This is a genomic window from Planctopirus hydrillae (assembly GCF_001707835.1).
GTDB classification, from domain to species: Bacteria; Planctomycetota; Planctomycetia; order Planctomycetales; family Planctomycetaceae; genus Planctopirus; species Planctopirus hydrillae.
Window position 1 is genome coordinate 70,336 of record NZ_LYDR01000072.1, and the last position, 16,718, is coordinate 87,053.

Consider the following 16,718-nt stretch of genomic DNA (forward strand, 5'->3'; position numbering starts at 1 on the left):
TTGCTGAATGTCTTTCGGGTTCTCGGAGATCCGCTGACTGCTGGTGAGCCGAGACAATTTTCAAACAAACAAGCTGGATTCAAAGCTTTTCAATAAGAGGAGAATATCGATGGCCCTGAAGCCTCTGGATGATCGTGTTGTGGTGCAGCCTTTGAGTGCTGAAGAGAAGACTGCTGGCGGGATTGTTCTGCCCGATGCTGCCAAGGAAAAGCCACAGCGTGGCAAGGTTGTCGCAGTGGGCCCAGGCCGCCTGCTCGACAACGGTGAGCGTCATCCGATTTCGCTGGTGGTGGGGGACGAAGTTCTGTTCGCCAAGTACGGCGGTACAGAAATCGAAGTTGATGGTGAAGATGTCAAGATCCTCCGCGAAGCCGACATCCTCGCCAAGATCACTGCCTAGTGCGACATCAGCATTCGAAGCCTGGCAGGTTTCTCGGCTCGATTGACCTGCCAGCGCTTCGATGAAACTGGCTGATCTTTTTCTGTGTTTTCTCTTCAAATTGAATTGATAGTTCGCCGCCTGAATCACTGCTGCGGCTTCTCAATAAGGAATTTCTTCTGTGGCTAAACAACTGCTGTTTGAAGATCTCGCCCGGGTTAAGCTGCAGCGCGGCGTGGACACCCTTGCCCAGGCTGTTGCGGTTACCATGGGGCCGACAGGTCGCAATGTCATCATCGACAAGAGCTTTGGTAACCCTGTGGTGACCAAGGACGGTGTGACTGTCAGTAAGGAAGTTGAACTGGAAGACCCGTTCGAGCACATGGGTGCCAAGCTGGTCAACGAAGTGGCTTCCAAGACGAGTGATATCGCTGGCGATGGAACCACCACGGCGACCGTGCTGGCTCGTGCGATTTATTCGCAGGGTCTGCGCAGTCTTTCGCTGGGTGCGAACCCGACAGTCGTGCGTAAGGGGATCGAAAAGGCTGTCGATGCTGCCATTAAGGCAATCGAAGAGCTGGCCAAGCCTGTCGCTACCAAGCAGGAAATTTCCCAGGTGGGAGCGATTTCTGCCAATAACGACAAGGCGATTGGCGATCTCATTGCCGACGCCATGGAGAAGGTGGGTCGCGATGGTGTGATTACTGTTGAAGAAGGCAAGGGGAACAACATCACTCTCGATCTTGCCGAGGGGATGCAGTTCGATAAGGGTTACATTTCGCCTTACTTCGTCACCAGTGCCGAAGAGATGAAGGTGATTCTTGAGAACGCCTATGTTCTCTTCTACGAAAAGAAGATTTCCAGCCTGCGGGAATTCGTGCCTCTGCTGGAGAAGGTGGCCCAGACCGGACGGCCACTGCTGGTGGTTGCCGAAGATGTGGATGGCGAAGCGTTGACTGCACTGGTGGTCAACAAGCTCCGCGGGATTCTGCAGATTGCTGCTGTGAAGGCCCCTGGCTTTGGCGATCGTCGCAAGGCGATGCTCGGTGATATGGCTGTCCTCACGGGTGGCACGCTCATTTCCGAAGACCTCGGGATCAAGCTCGAAACTGTCGAACTCGGTCATCTGGGTCAGGTCAAGCGGGTCGAAGTCGACAAGGACAAGACCACGCTGATCGATGGTGCCGGCGATGCCGAAGCGATCAAGACTCGTGTCGATCAGATCCGCAAGCAGATCGAACAGACCGATAGCGAATACGATCGTGAGAAGTTCCAGGAGCGACTGGCGAAGCTCACCGGCGGTGTGGCGATCATCTCGGTCGGTGCAACCACTGAAGCTGAGATGAAGCAGACCAAGGCTCGTCTGGAAGACGCCCTGCATGCGACTCGCGCTGCTGTTGAAGAAGGGATTCTCCCCGGCGGTGGTGTGGCTTTGCTGCGAGCGATTGAAGCTGTCAGTGAAGTGAAGGCCAAAGGCGACGAAAAGATTGGTGTTGAGATTGTCACCAAGGCACTCGAAGCCCCGATCCGCCAGATTGTCGCCAACTGTGGTCTGGATGGAGCCGTCGTGGCTGACGAAGTTCGCAGCCTCGGCAAGAACCATGGTTTCAATGCCCAGACTGGCGAGTATGTCGACATGTTCAAGGCCGGGATTGTTGATCCTGCCAAGGTGGTGAAGAGCGCTTTGCGATTTGCTTCTTCGATTGCCGGTCTGATGCTCACCACTCAGGTCCTTGTGACCAAGGGGAACGAGCCTGGTGAAAAGAAGAATGCCATCGAAGGGGCTGTTCGCTAATCGAGGCTCAAGGCTCGACTGCGAATGAACCATTCCTGAAATGGATTGATCAATGATACTGAGGTAAGCCCGACTTCGTTAGAGGTCGGGCTTACCGTATCAAATGGCGAATGACCTGAGGCTTGCCAGGATCCGAGTTGTTCAAATCTTCGGTCATGCTCCAAAGCTTTTGTAGCGGACCGAAGCCTCGATTCATCTGACCGATAAGACATGATGACTTCGAAACGTGACTATTACGAAATTCTGGGTGTCGAAAAAACAGCGACAGCCGAAGAGCTGAAAAAAGCTTATCGCAAGCTGGCGGCGAAGCATCACCCGGATCGCAATCCGGGGAGTGAAGAGGCGATCTACGCCTTTAAAGAATGCTCCGAAGCTTTCGAGGTGCTGTACGATTCGGATAAGCGCGCCCGCTACGACCGCTATGGTCATGCCGGTGTGCAAGGCGGTAGTGGTGGCTTCCAGGATGTCGATGACATCTTCGGGGCCTTTGGCGACTTGTTTGGTGATATGTTTGGCGGCGGTGGTCGGCGCAGGCCTGGTGGAAGCCGTGGCCGCCGAGGATCGGACCTCCGGTCAAAACTGGTCATCGATCTTGTCGAAGCGGCTGTCGGTTGTGCCCGCGAACTCGAGATCGAGAAGCACGAACGCTGCAAAACCTGCAGTGGTTCTGGTGCAGCACCTGGCAGTTCACCCGAGAAATGTGAGTATTGCGGCGGGCGTGGGCAGGTTGTGCAGTCGCAGGGGTTCTTCCGCGTTCAGACGACGTGTCCTGTCTGCCGTGGGGAAGGGACTGTCGTCCGGCAGAAGTGCGAGACGTGCCGGGGTTCGCGATTCACACCGACAAAGGTGCGGCTGGAAGTCAAGGTTCCCGCTGGTGTCGATAACGACATGCAGCTCTGCATTCGTGGCGAAGGGGAGCCGGGCGAAGGAGGCGGGCCTCCGGGCGATCTCTATGTCGATATCGTCGTGCGTAAACATAAGCTCTTTGAACGGATGGGGCGGGATCTGGGATTTCGTCTGCCGGTCACATACGCACAAGCCTGCCTGGGGACCGAACTGGAAATCCCGATCCTCACCGGGAAGCACAATCTGGTGGTTCCGGCAGGAACGCAGCCTGGAGACGTGATTCGAATTCGTGGCCACGGCATGCCCGATCCGCATTCCGGTCAGCGAGGCGATCTGCTGGTCGAAGTGCAGGTGGAAGTCCCCAAAAAGCTCTCCAAGAAGCATGAAGAGTTGCTGAGACAAATGGCCGAACTCGATAGCAAGCAGGTCTCGCCTCATCGAAAAACCTTCTTTGAGACGATCAAAGATCTGTTTGCGGGTGGCGACAGCAATTCGTAGCGGCAGATTGGTTATCGTATTCCTTCAGATTGAGATGTGGCTTGCCTGGAGATGGAACTGGGCTTAAAGAATTGATCATCGAGTGAACCCCCTGGATTTGCCAGAACATGGATATGGCAGAACAAGGGGTTTGCCAGAACATAAGGTGCGGGAACCGTGAATACCGAGAACCCTGAGAACACCGCCGAGACGACTGAAAGTTCGACTTCTGTGAACATGGTGCAGGCTCTGACGGAAGAGCGGGATCAGTTCAAGGAGAAGTGGGCGCGTTCGGTCGCAGATCTCGAGAACTACCGCCGGCGTGTGCAGAAGGAAGCGGAAGAAGAGCGGAAGTATGGCGCTGCTACCTTCCTGCGAACCGTGCTGCCGGGATTTGATAATCTGCAGCGGGCAATTCAGGCGGGCAAATCTCCTGCGGCGAAGCTGGAAGATCTCGTCAAAGGGGTCGAGATGGTCAGCCAGCAGTTTGAGACGCTCTTTGCGGGCATGGGCGCTGTGGTCATTCCGACTGTGGGTGAACCCTTTGACCCGAATCGACATGAAGCGATTACCCAGGCTCCCAGTGCGGACTATCCACCGATGACTGTCATCCAGGAAGTCGAGCGCGGCTTTACGCTCCACGATCGGGTCATTCGACCTGCCAAGGTGATTGTCTCTTCAGCTCCTGCTGCTGGTTAAAGGCCAAAAAATTAGAAATGGTGACTGGGGTCGGATGTCTTCATCCGCCCTCAGGCCTCACGACATCGTGAATGATTTGCACGGATGATGTTTTAGTTAGCGACTTCAAGAAGCGATTGATATCCGGTGACCTAGGGGCAAACGAGGACGTTTGACCCCAGCCACCCGCCGCCAAGCACCATATAGACGATAGTAGTGCCGGTTCCACTTGACCGGCGTTTTCTTATATTTCGCGTCAGACAGTGATCGGGAATCATCATGCCCACCTACGAATACGCTTGTGATGCTTGCGATCATCGCTGGGAAGAGTTCCAGTCGATCAAGGCCGAACCGACGAAGAAGTGCCCTTCGTGCAATAAAAAGAAAGCCCGCCGACTGATCAGTGCAGGTGGCGGCCTGCTGTTTAAGGGCTCTGGTTTTTACCTGACGGACTATCGTAGTGAAGGCTATAAAAAAGCCGCTTCAGCGGACAAACCGGCGTCGTCGGCCAAGCCCGCTGGCGAGAATAAGCCAGCGCCTTCGGGCAACGATGGCGGTTAGTCCTTCGGTAATCCAGCTCAAGGTGATTCGTCTCTCGAAGGTCCTTTTGGCAACTTTGGAGGCAGCGATGCAAGCCCCCTAAGGAGGATCTCACATGTCAAGATTTTTTTGATCGCGCTTCAGATGATCGCCAAGCAAACTAGAACCACATTGTATTCTTAGTGATTTTTACATTCTTAACGGAGTGGACTCGTATCAAATTGGCCTAACTCAAGCGGACTGTTGAACCACAGCGACTCTACTTCTTAGGAAAAATTCACGACGCACCTGGTATTGAACAGTTGCGCACAGTTTATAACTTCGTAAGCATCAAGCGGATTCACTGGTTTGCTTCGGCGTAGACAGAACGCTTAACGCGTGTTGACATTTATTAATATATACACTAATCGTTAATCTAGGCAATTAGAATCCTTCCAACTCTCCCGCTTTCTAATCTTTAATAGGCGTTGGGTGTTTTAATGGTTCCAAAAAGCGCGTTGCAAAGTACCTACCGGATTGCTTGTGAAGACCGGTCAGGTACGTGTTTCACCATTGATGTCGATGGGCGACAGTACATCGTGACAGCAAAGCACGTTGTTGGCCGAACGGAAGGTAAAATAGATTTGCGGGTGCACTACTGTCAAGATTTGCAAGAATTGTCGTGCCGGATTGTAGGGGTAACCAATGATGACGTCGATATAGCAGTTCTTGCGACCTCCATGTTGCTCTCGCCACCCTTAGAACTGACACCCACAACGTCGGATCTATTGCTTAGCCAAGATGTTTACTTCCTCGGGTTTCCGTATGGATGGCACGCTGAAGTTGGACCGTTGAATCGCGAGTTTCCCCTCCCACTTGTTAAAAAAGCTTGCGTATCCATGCTGGATCTTCGCACCGGGGGCCCGCGGTTGATGCTGCTAGATGGGCACAATAATCCAGGATTTTCAGGAGGCCCAGTAGTGTTCGCACCAATCAATACTTTAGGGGCGACGCGCGTAGCAGGCGTTGTTTCGGGGTACCGATATGACTGGCAGAACGTTTACAAAGGTGAAGAGGAGACAGAGTTCCGCTACAAATACAATACTGGGGTGATTGTTGCTTATTCGATTGAGTATGCCATTGAGTTGATTCGAGCCAACCCTATCGGCGCTGTTGTGTCTGAACAAAATGCATCATGAGTCACACCTGCTTGTCAATAACCTCGCAACATGTAAGCTTCCTAGGCGTTGGTGATGCGATATCGGACTGTCTTGCCGACATCAATACGCACTGCTAAGTCGGAAACCGCAGACGAAGCGTTCCAAGATTGCACGGAGGGAGTTGGGAAAGAGGTCAGTTTCAATTGACAAGTCGCACAGACATGAATTTCTCGCAGTCACCTGATTTGCAAGTAGTCTGCGTTTTTTCAATTCCTTTACTCTCTTTGCACTTTTGCATGTCTACTTTGCTCCATCGCCAGTCCGCCGAGAGAGCGAGGGTTAGAGTGAGTTCCTAGGTGTGAGATGATCCGCGCTGTTTTCCTAAACGTCGGGGGTCGTGATTTATCCAGCACCGCTTGGCATGCCGAGGAGCATAGAGGCGCTTGCGATATCGCTTGGGGTGACCCTCACTCTGGGCTCCGTATCACCCTCTTTCACGCAACTTCGGGCGAGGTTTTTCTCCGTCACCTGTTCCGACGGTAGAAAACCGGGATTAACGCGAGTTCGCATCCGTTTGAGGATCCATCTACCAGCGGTTACTTGGCTGGGGCCAAACGCCTTCGTGCGCCCTCAGGTTCTGGGAATCTGATCGTTGATGGCGAAGAGGCTTTCAAGGCAGGAAAACATCTCGCGGATGGATTTGTGCTGGTCAACTCAATTGACCACGGGACGGATGAAGGCATCCGACTCCTGCGACCCGGCCTGAAATCAAGTGTGAAGTTGAAATGCGAAGACCACGCCTTTCCGCACTGTTTTAGTTTTCAGGGGCTCCAGGGGCGTGCCACCCAAAAAATGATCGCGGGTCTGTAGGGCCTATTGCCAGTGATTGATACTTACTGGCTACCGGGAGCGGCCTTTGGGGGTTGTGGGATTGCTGCGGCCTGGATTGGTGGGATTGTTGGCAGGCCCGCGGGTGGTGATGATCGGGCGGGGTTTGGGGAGTTTCCATTGGGGATTCTCTTTCACCCGTTGGGTTGCCGCTGCCAGTTGAGTGCTCTCCTGGGCAGCCGGCTTGACGCGGACTGTACGCCACGGCTCGCGGACTGTGAAGCGCGGAGTATCAAAGCTCTCGCGGTATTCGAATTTTCCGTCGAAGCCTCCGGCTTTCGTCAACGAAAGCATGAAGCTGGTCGCATCGGGGGAAAAGGGATCGGCCTGTAGCCCATTGCGGGCGCTGGCTGTTGGTTCTGTCGCCTTATCGAGCGGCACCAAATACAGGAACTCGCTGTTGTTTCGTGGGTCATGCGAAATAAATCCGCCCCAGGGACGTGTTTGAGAGGGTTTTTCGGGATCAAAGAGCTCCACGCGAATCGCCTGACCAGCGGGATCACAGTCAACGAAGAGCAGGCCCATTTCGATTTCGTGGTCACGGTCGCTGTAATTGCCCAGATATCGTTGGCCGGCCCTGCAAGCTGCCAGCAGATCGGTCTTGCGCTTCTTGATAATCTCTTCGCGCACATCGCGAGGATTGGCGAGAATCTTGCGAATTCTCTGGGCCGATGGCGAGCCCTCGGGGAGTTCGGTCAGCAGAGGTTCGAGGTAGAGCGACAACGTTTCGCGGGCCCGCTCCTCCATGGAAGTGGGGGGCTTGGGAGTTCCCTTTTTGTCGGAGTCTTTGCCATTTGTGGAAGATTTGGGCTTGGTGGTGGAACTTTTGGATGTGGCGCTCGCGGCCTCAAAGGGATACATCGAACTGGCCAGCGTGATCTCAGCACCTTCGATGAGAACGGGGACGATTTTCAGCAGCCGTTCGGGAATGCTGATTGAAGTCGCGTTCTGTTTCCCTTCGTTGGCCCAGACAGTGAAGGTGAGCTTTACGACGCCGCACATATCGGGAAGTTCGAGATTGGGGGCGGCGTTCATTCCCCGGCCGTCAGGAAACTTGGGGACGTAGTAGCGTTTGCCAGTCCCCACGAGATCGGGGAAGAGGATGGTTGAGAGTTCGACTTCTTCGCCCTGCTTCCAGCGGGGAATGTAGTAAACGTGCCGGGTCGTGGGCTGGGGGAGTGTGGAGAAGTGATGGAAATCGACAGCGAAAGTCACATGCTGCAGCTCTTTGCCAGAGACATTGCGAGCGAGATATTTGCCCTGGAAGAATTCGGAGAGACCTGTTGGCCAGTAGTTGTCGAGCAACGACCGATCATAGGGTTTTTCCTCGGCGACAAACCGCACGTTGACTAAAGGCCGCGATGAAACCTGGCCACTGAAGCGGTCGGCCATCGCGGGGAGGAGTTCTTTCCAACTGGCGGCTTTGGCCTTCTGGAGCATGATGAACTTCTGCCGCTCGATGCGATTGCGAATCATGTCATCCGACGTGCCCTGAGCGATGAGCATCTGGCTCATCGAGAGATAGGCCACAGTCGGGTTGTCGTCGACTTGAACGTTCTTTTGCACCCAGCGGCCGGCTCCTTCGTCGTAGTACTCGTAAGTTTCTGTGTGGGTGTAATCGCCACGTTCGGCCCGGGAGAGTTGGGCTTTGGCGCTGGCCAATGACTGATCGCGGCCCTGAATGGCTTTGTCGAGGAGGCTGCTCGTTTTCTGGTCGTAGGTGACGAGATGGTGAGCTGCTTTCTGAAGGGCTGGCTCGCTGCTGTTCTTTTCGATGGCACTCATCATTTCGGGGAGAACTTTGGAGACGACATCGTTGCCAGCGAGGGAATAATCGTTCGAGAGGACTTTGGCCAGTTCGGCATAGGCCGATTGTGCTTTGTTTTTCGTGGCGGGGTCGGGCTGGGGAGGTTTGGGCATCAGTTTGGGATCGGGAGGCACATAAGCACCCGGTGCGACACCGCCGCCGCCCATGAGATGCGGAGCCGGGCCTTGAGCCACCACGACACCGGCTGCCCGCCGCTTATTGTGTTGGGTACAGAGGTCTTCGAGGTATTTGCGGGCCTTGGCCTGGGGTAAGGCTCCAAACCGGTTCAAGTCGATGTCCGGGATGACAATGGGTGGTTTCTCGGGGAATTTACCGCCGGGATTTTGAGTGGCGTTTTTGAGTGGGCGGACAATCTCACGTCCGTTCTGATCTTTGCAGAGGTAGAAGTACAGTTCGGGATGGGAGTGCATGGCGGAAGCGACGGCGAAGACCAACTGTTGATCACTTGGCGTGAAATCGGTGGGAATGACATTTCCGGGAGGTTTGGACTGTCCCCAGGCCATGGGGCCGGGAGACCAGATTCCCGCCAGACACAAGCTCCAGAGCAGAGAGGCGACAAAACTGTTGAATTGAAAAACCTCGAAGCAGCCCGTGAGTCGGGAAAGGAGCGACTGGTGGCGGGAAACTGCTCTTGGTGAGGGAAATGGGGCAGTGATCATGGGTTGTCGATCCGTCATTTCAGATTTTCACCCTTCAAATGGCCAAACCGGGCGTATCACTTTGAGTGCATCAACTCTGGAGGGAGCCTCACTTCGTATAGTGCGAAAACCACTTGCGCATGATGCCAGAAATTTTCCGGATATGTGTGTGAGAACTTTTTAGGGCAGGTGACGATCGAGCACTTTTCATCCATAATTCATGATTGGCCAGCACTTATGGCAAGTGGATCATGTGCGAAGAAGCGGGGTTCCGGTTATCATTCTGGTGTTCTCAATGACAAGCAACCATGACAGAGAGCCTGTGAGCTGCGGGTGATCTGTATGGAAATTTTCGCAGGACTTTCAGCATGTCGTTTCCGATTGATCGATCATCGTCGAGCTTCCCGTGGGCATGTCTGCTGCTGCTCGGGCTGGTGGTGTGCAGTTTCGTTGGCTGTGGCAAGAAAGCCGAAGTGACGGATGCTGATAAGGAGGCTGCCAAGGCGGAGGAAGCTCCCAAGCCAGCCGTGCAGATGCGGGAAAAAGTGACGGTTCTTGATGGTCGCTGGATGGTGATCTTTACCGAGCAGCGCAAAGACTTCATTGTGGGGTTGTGGGATCTTGATCCCAAAGCCGATCCTCAGGTGAAGGTGTTCGAAGATCTCAAGATACTGCAGAACGCATCGATTCTGTCGTCGAAAATCGACGGTGATCAGATGACGGTCGAACTCCAACTGGCGGGCAATCAAAAAGCGCTACTGGAAGGCAAGCTTCAGCAGGGTGTGTTCTTTGGGACATTGACCACTGAACCTGCCGGGATCGCCTTTGTGCGGATGTTCCCTGTGACTCCGGAGATGGAAACTGCCAAAGAGTTGAAGAATTCCCTCCCCACGATTGGAACTGAGCAGTTTAAGCAGGCTTCTGAAAGCAAAGCTCCGGTGACCAATATGTGGTCATTGGCGACTCAGGCCCCGCAACTTCCGGTCAGTTTTGAAGCGATGACAGCGATTCTGGCCCAGATGTCGCAGATGAGCGATATGAAGTGGACTGCCGAAAAGTTCGCCGATTTTGAGAAGGATTATCTGGCCATGGCGGCCATCTGGGGGCCGCGTATGGAACTGACAGCCCGCGTGAATCTGGCCATGCAGCTCACGATTCAGCGGCTCTTCCCGGATCGGGCGATTGAGCAGTTTGCGGCGGCAGAGAAACTGAACCCCAATGAACTGATGGCCGAGCAATTGAAGATTGGCCGCCGGGCACTGGATATGGTGCTGGCGCTGGAGGCGATTGATAAAGAAGGCCCGGAAGCGGAAAAAGCTGCTCAGGATCTGAAGACCTTCCTGGCGATTGAGCCATACAACCCGGAACTGCTTGATGCACTGGCTGAGTACAGCCTTAAGACCAACCAGAACGAAGAGGCGATCAAGTATCTGTCGAGTATTGTGGCGTTGCCGCAGTTGGAAGCGATGATTCTCAGTGCTCGATCACGCCAGGGTATGCCTGCTGGCCAGCCGGGCCCGCGTGAGAGTCTGATCAAGCTGTGGAAAAGCAGCCATAACGATGCGATCGATGGCCTCGATGATATGCTGCAAAAGCTCTACGACTCGACGTTGGAGTCTCTCCGCAAAGATTCGATGAAGCTGATTCCGCCAGTGACACTCAGTGCCGGGCATCATGTGCCACTGATTGAATCGTTTACAGGCGTGGGTTGCCCACCCTGCTTAGCAGCATCGCTGGCACTGGAATCGCTGGTCGAGACTTATCCCATCCCGGCAATCGCTGTGCTGCATTATCACCTGAATATTCCCACGCCCGATCCATTAACGACGCAGGATGGAGAGGATCGATTTTCCTACTATAAGGGCGAGGCGGCTCCTTCACTGTTTGTGGATGGTCGATTTGTCCCGGGGGTGGGTGGCATTCTGCAGCATGCAGCGATGTCTTACGCCCGGCTGCGTGGAGAAGTCGATGCCGCCCTTCAGGAAAAAGCCCAGGTTGTGGTTACCGCTCAGGCCAAGGTTGAGAATGGGGAATTGACAGTTTCTGCCAGTGCAGATTCGCAGACACTCCCTGAGGAGCGTGATCCATTGCGATTGCGAGTGGCACTGGTCGAAAACACTGTTGCACTTCGCGCTCCGAACGGTCTTGTGGAACATCATTTTGTTGTCCGCAGACTGTTAGGTGGTGCCAAAGGGACGGGCCTTAAGGGAGACGAGCTCAAGTATTCCACCTCGATGACGATGGCAGATCTGAAGCAGGGACTGGAAGACGGGATTGCCGAAATCGAACAGAACCGCAGTGTGAAGTTTGAAATCAAGCCTTTGCTATTGGAAGGGCTTTCGGTGGTGGCATGGGTGCAGGATGATTCGAACAAGCGCGTCTTGGGTTCTGTGATTGTGCCTGTCGAGGGGAGTGGGGAATCGAAACGTCGATCGTCGCCAGCGGCTGTGCAAAAGGTCGAAGCCTCTGCTCCGGCGGCTGCGCCAGCCACTCCCGTGGAACCAGCGGCTGCTGACCTGCCCAAGAGTGAGACACCGAAGGTCGAAACACCCAAGGCCGAGGCACCAAAACTCGATTCACCGAAAACAGAGACGCCCCAATCGGAAACTCCCGAGGCATCGCCACCTGCTAACTCAAATCCTCCCGCCTCCAGTGAATCGAGTCGAGAATGATCGGGAGGTTGGGCTGGTTGGCAAAACATCCCCCTGAAACTCGTTCGACAAATTCGAAACAATTTAATTCTCTTTATGGCCCGAGAGTTGCTCATGTGATCTTTTGAGCCGGTTGTCGTGTCCTGAAACAAGAATTCATGCGGAACTCCCCTCGGCAGATGAGTGGGATCAGGAGTATGATTGTTAAAGAGGCGAGACCGTTTTGCTGGTGAATTTCGTCAGGAAGACCATTCACTTGAGGTTGGCGATGCTCGGACAAATTTCCCGCTCATCTCGACAGAATTTGCAGGGCGAAACCTGGATGTGCCGCTCTGGCTGGAGCTTTACAAATCGTGGCGGTTCTGAGCGATTGGCAGTGCAGAGCTCGAGCAGCACTGCATTCTGGGCAAGCTGCACAGCTTGCTGGATGCTGCTGTTGGCTCTGTGCAGTGCGAATCTGAGTGATTTGTGTGCTGCCGAGAAGATTCCGGAGACTGTGGGTTCGCTGATGATCATTGGCGGATCGGAGCGGTTCGATCAGCGGGAATACTGGGAAGAAATCGTGCGGCTTTCCGGTGGTCCGGGAAGTCGGATCGCGATTTTGCCTCTCGCGACTTATGACCCGATCCGAAAGTCGAAATGGGTGGCTGAGGCGATTGAGGCCGCTGGAGGAGAGACGGTGACCCTGCCGGTGGCGTGGCGGCAGATGTCTCGTTCGCCGCGCGAAGCAGCAGCCGATCCTGATGTTTTGGCACTCGTGCGGGAAAGTAGTGGAATTTACATTCTGGGTGGTTCGCAGGATCGAATTATCCGCGGGCTCCACGGTGAAGATGGAGAACCATTGCCTCTGCTGGGGGCGATTCATGACCTTTACCGCCGGGGAGGTGTGGTCGCAGGAACGAGCGCTGGTGCGGCTGTGATGAGCAAAGTGATGTACCGCTCGGCCAATTCGGTGCTGGATACATTGCTCACTGGTGTCACTATGGGGCGGGAACTGGGAAATGGCCTGGGGCTCCTGGATGAGCGGTGGTTTGTTGAGCAGCATTGTCTAGTTCGCGGACGATTTGCCCGCTCACTGGTCGCCATGCATTCCGAAGGGATTCGTTACGGGATTGGCGTGGATGAGAACTCGGCCATTGTCGTGCGGAATGGGAAGGATGTCCGTGTGCTGGGCTATAAAGGAGCACTGGTGATGGATCTCTCCCAGGCCACGACAGAAAAAGCCTTGGGACGATTCAATCTTTCCAATGTGAGGCTGACATATCTGGATCGAGGTGACCGGTTTGACTTGTTGACGATGGAAGTGACCCCTTCGCAGCAGAAGCTGGATGATGAGTTTCTCGATCCGAACTCACCTGAATTTCGACCGGCTCACCGCAGGCGCCTCTTCTTTAATGACATTCTCGCGAATATGGCGGTCGCTGATCTGATGGGCGAACTCATTGACAGCACGCAGCAGGAGGCGATTGGGCTGGCTTTCGATGGTGGTCGAGCGAGGTTCGAAGCGGTCGATGGCTTTGAGTTCCGATTTTCGCGGGATGAACGGAGTCGCGGCTGGTATACCGAAGCGTTTGGTGGTGATGACTACACAGTCGAGAATATCCGCCTGGATATTCAGCCGATCCGGCTGACAGGCCCGTTGTATCAGAATTTCCAGCAGGCACCGGTGACGGAAGCCTCATTCACTGCCGACTGATGCGGTGAGATCGGAAGCCGATTTTTCATCCAGCACGCAGATCTCGGGCAGGTGGCGATATTGGCCATTGAAGTCGAGTCCATAGCCCACCACAAATTCATCGGGGATCTGAAACCCGAAGTAATCTGGCTTGAGATCGACATCGCGGCGGGCTGTTTTCCAAAGCAGAACCAGGGTGCGCAGCGAGGTGGGCGAAAGCAATTGGACTTCTTTGGAGATTCGCTCCAGGGTGCGGCCCGTGTCGAAAATGTCATCCACAAGCAGCACGTGTCGATGGCTGAGATCGGGGAGCCCCATGAGATCTGTTACCAGTGCCTGAGCCGAAGTGGTCGCACCGCGATAACTGCTGGCTCGGACAAACGCCACTTCGTGAGGGATGGAAAGTTCCCGCATGAGATCTGCCACAAGAATGACACTTCCTGTCAGGATGGCGACGACAGTGAGTGGTTCGCCGGCGTAAGTTTGAGAAATCTCTGCACCCAGTTCGCGAACTCGCTGTTGAATCTCGGCTTTGGAGAGAAGAACTTGCATGGACAAAGACTTTCTCGAAGGACGATGGCCTGAGTTTTGGAAGCAACCCGGGTCTCGTATCAATCCTGCTATGGGCCCGCACGTTTTGGTGGTTGAACTGATGTTAAGCTGTGCTGGGTTTGTACTGTAGCGGTGGGTGCGATTTCACGGGAAAATCCTTTTCTCGAAAGTCGTTCGATCGCTCGAAGTGAAGAGAGCATGCCGGGAATCAAGAGGCGGTGAGCAATGTCCGAAGGTGAAGATCCGCGTGTTTACTTTGCAGCCGAGCGTACACTCCTGGCGTGGATTCGCACGGGACTGGCGATTGTGGGGATGGGTTTCGTGCTGGCGAGGTTTGGAGTTTTTCTGCAGTTGATGCACCGGCAGGAGGCTGTCAGGCCTGGGGCCGGTTCGTGGTTAGGGTTGGGAATGGTGGCTTTAGGGGCCTGGACGTTTGCCATTGCGGGATGGCAGCATTTTCGATTCGTGAAGAGTTTATCACCTCAGGAAAAGCCGAGAACCTGGGGCCTCCATTACGGTCTCGTTCTGGCCGGTGCGCTGTCGCTCATTTCGCTTTTGCTGGCGGCTTATCTGCTCCTCTCGCAGGGTGAAGCTTCGCCTGAGCAGGTCGAGCCACCCAAGAAGGCCCAGTCACCTGCGGTCTCCGCTTTATCAGAGGAAGGGATGAGCACACCAATCCTCGGGTGACTCATGTCGCTTTGAAGCTACAATGCCTGGGCAGAGTGTTCATTGCGTATTTGAACTGTCTGTGTACGTACAATTTTGCTGGTGTGCTGATTTGAAGTGTGGATGGGGTCAAACGTCCTCGTTTGCCCCCAGGTTATGTGCGATGGTTGTTCATGGCAATGATCATGGGAAGGGTTGTTACAGGTGCAATCGTGCTTGCGAACTCTGTTGACCAGGGGGCGAATGAAGACATTCGACCCCTGCCACCCATTAATGTGACCTGATTGCAATTGTGCCCGGGCGACCCTGTCCAAAAAAATGTTGAACCCCACGTTTCGAGTTGTGATTGATCGATTGAAAGCATGGCTCCAACACCCCTGCTGACTGTGAATGATCGAGGTCTGTATTGTGAGGTGGGTGATTTCTATATCGATCCCTGGCGGGCTGTCCCCAAGGCGATCATTACCCATGCTCATGGAGATCATGCGCGGCGGGGGATGGGCTCTTATCTGACGGCGAATGAAGGGCTGCATGTCCTGCGTACTCGGATGGGAGAGGATGCACTCATCGAAACGGTGGGCTATGGAACCGAGTTCTCGATGGGGCCAGTCAAAGTTTCTTTGCACCCTGCCGGTCATATCCTCGGTTCGTCGCAGGTTCGAGTGGAACACAATGGAGAAGTGTGGGTGGTCTCGGGTGATTACAAAGTTTTCCCGGATCGAACCTGCACGCCGTTTGAACCGGTGCGTTGCCATACCTTTGTCACGGAATCGACCTTCGGCATGCCCATTTATCGCTGGCCCGATCCTGCCGTTGTCGCCAGTGAGATCAATACCTGGTGGCGCGAGAATCAGGCGGCAGGTCGTACCAGCGTGCTTCTGGGTTATGCCCTCGGGAAGGCTCAGCGGTTGATCTCATTATTGGATCCATCCATCGGCCCCATTTATACCCATGGAGCCGTTGAGAAGCTCACTGCCGATTATCGGCAAAGCGGAATTGAGTTATCGGCCACAGAGCAGGTGGTGGGTAACCCAAAGGGATTTGACTGGTCGCGTGGGGTTGTCATTGCCCCACCCTCTGTGCAGGGAACGGTCTGGTTGAGAAAGTTTGGCGATGTCTCGATGGCTTTTGCTTCGGGCTGGATGACGATTCGAGGGACACGTCGGCGGCAGGCGATGGATCGTGGTTTCGTCGTGTCGGATCATGTCGACTGGCCCGAATTGCTGTGGGCCATTCAAGAAACACAGTGTGAACGGGTTCTGGCGACACATGGATCGGTGGCCATTCTTGTCCGCTGGCTGCGAGAGCAAGGTCTTCAGGCAGATGCTCTGCAGACACAGTTTGCCGGTGAAGAAGACCCTGTTGCCGGTGAAGAAGACGCTGTTGTGCAGGAGGCTGCCCAAGACGCTGAGTCAAAAATTGATCGGCCGGATGAACAGGGGGCGGATTGAGTCGGTTTCCTGGAAGCGACGGTACGTTGTTAGTTGCGAAGGCATGCTTGCCCAGAGCTGCAAGCATGGCACAGAGCAAGCATGGCACACAGGTGCCACCCAAGGGTGGCCCGGCCAACTCGTGGCCGGGTTGTCGTGCAGTTGCACGACAACAAGAAGCCGCGCCATGCGTGTGACTCTGGAACCCTCGCCCGCGTCTGCTTGGGAGAGGGCAGGGTGAGGGTCTTTTCAGAATAATGTGCAACAATCATCGAGGCATCCACGGGAGTGCCAATTGTCAGCACGTCGCCAGAAATCAAGAGCACGCTGCGATGAAGTCGTGGCTTGATCGCTCGGTCAATACGTGCGAGTTCCCCTCATCCCGGCCTTCTCCCGTCAGAACGGGAGAAGGAGCAAAGTCCTCACCAGGGACGATCAAAGCCTCATGAACTGGGGGCAAACGAAGATGTTGCTGTTGGGTCGGTTATAGCCATTGGTGGTGACGTAAGTGCTGAGTGAACGAACCCCCCCGCTTC

At 54.7% G+C, this 16,718-nt stretch carries 12 protein-coding genes; 10 read left to right on the forward strand and 2 right to left on the reverse strand.

All coding sequences use genetic code 11. The features are described 5' to 3' along the window. Nucleotides 1-109 precede the first annotated feature (109 nt). The 6 genes from groES to A6X21_RS10590 all read left to right on the forward strand — a co-directional run bounded on the left by groES (nucleotide 110) and on the right by A6X21_RS10590 (nucleotide 5,893). The gene (gene groES, locus A6X21_RS10565; protein WP_013111180.1) at nucleotides 110-400 is read left to right on the forward strand and encodes a co-chaperone GroES; all 291 of its coding nucleotides are present in this window, start codon (nucleotides 110-112) and stop codon (nucleotides 398-400) included. A 160-nt stretch (nucleotides 401-560) separates the two neighbouring features. Continuing rightward, the gene (gene groL / locus A6X21_RS10570; protein ID WP_068847735.1) at nucleotides 561-2,174 is read left to right on the forward strand and encodes a chaperonin GroEL; all 1,614 of its coding nucleotides are present in this window, start codon (nucleotides 561-563) and stop codon (nucleotides 2,172-2,174) included. A gap of 213 nt (nucleotides 2,175-2,387) precedes the next feature. Further along, nucleotides 2,388-3,518, forward strand: a complete 1,131-nt coding sequence (dnaJ, locus tag A6X21_RS10575) for a molecular chaperone DnaJ (protein ID WP_068847754.1) — start codon at nucleotides 2,388-2,390, stop codon at nucleotides 3,516-3,518. 156 nt (nucleotides 3,519-3,674) lie between these two features. Further along, entirely contained in the window at nucleotides 3,675-4,196 is a 522-nt protein-coding gene (gene grpE / locus A6X21_RS10580; protein ID WP_068847736.1) for a nucleotide exchange factor GrpE, read from the forward strand. Nucleotides 4,197-4,454: 258 nt separating this feature from the next. Beyond that, complete coding sequence (locus A6X21_RS10585) at nucleotides 4,455-4,736, forward strand: FmdB family zinc ribbon protein (RefSeq protein ID WP_068847737.1); 282 nt, start codon at nucleotides 4,455-4,457, stop codon at nucleotides 4,734-4,736. A gap of 458 nt (nucleotides 4,737-5,194) precedes the next feature. Further along, nucleotides 5,195-5,893: a S1 family peptidase gene (locus tag A6X21_RS10590; protein ID WP_131818288.1), complete on the forward strand. Its 699-nt coding sequence runs from the start codon at nucleotides 5,195-5,197 to the stop codon at nucleotides 5,891-5,893. Between the two features lie 861 nt (nucleotides 5,894-6,754). On the opposite strand, the gene A6X21_RS10600 is transcribed toward A6X21_RS10590, so the two are convergent. Beyond that, entirely contained in the window at nucleotides 6,755-9,247 is a 2,493-nt protein-coding gene (locus A6X21_RS10600; protein WP_068847740.1) for a hypothetical protein, read from the reverse strand. A gap of 329 nt (nucleotides 9,248-9,576) precedes the next feature. On the opposite strand from A6X21_RS10600, the gene A6X21_RS10605 reads away from it, so the two are divergent. Both A6X21_RS10605 and A6X21_RS10610 read left to right on the forward strand, forming a co-directional pair. Then, complete coding sequence (locus A6X21_RS10605) at nucleotides 9,577-11,880, forward strand: hypothetical protein (protein WP_068847741.1); 2,304 nt, start codon at nucleotides 9,577-9,579, stop codon at nucleotides 11,878-11,880. Between the two features lie 406 nt (nucleotides 11,881-12,286). Further along, the gene (locus A6X21_RS10610; protein ID WP_068847755.1) at nucleotides 12,287-13,555 is read left to right on the forward strand and encodes a cyanophycinase; all 1,269 of its coding nucleotides are present in this window, start codon (nucleotides 12,287-12,289) and stop codon (nucleotides 13,553-13,555) included. Here the strand turns inward: A6X21_RS10610 and hpt are convergent. Beyond that, nucleotides 13,538-14,086 (reverse strand): hypoxanthine phosphoribosyltransferase, encoded by a 549-nt coding sequence (gene hpt / locus A6X21_RS10615; RefSeq protein ID WP_068847742.1) that lies wholly within the window; start codon nucleotides 14,084-14,086, stop codon nucleotides 13,538-13,540. The genes A6X21_RS10610 and hpt overlap by 18 nt on opposite strands. Before the next feature lie 225 nt (nucleotides 14,087-14,311). Between hpt and A6X21_RS10620 the strand changes: the two genes are divergently transcribed. Next, the gene (locus A6X21_RS10620) at nucleotides 14,312-14,773 is read left to right on the forward strand and encodes a YidH family protein (protein ID WP_068847743.1); all 462 of its coding nucleotides are present in this window, start codon (nucleotides 14,312-14,314) and stop codon (nucleotides 14,771-14,773) included. 341 nt (nucleotides 14,774-15,114) lie between these two features. Further along, nucleotides 15,115-16,203: a ligase-associated DNA damage response exonuclease gene (locus tag A6X21_RS10625; protein ID WP_068847744.1), complete on the forward strand. Its 1,089-nt coding sequence runs from the start codon at nucleotides 15,115-15,117 to the stop codon at nucleotides 16,201-16,203. Nucleotides 16,204-16,718 lie beyond the last annotated feature (515 nt).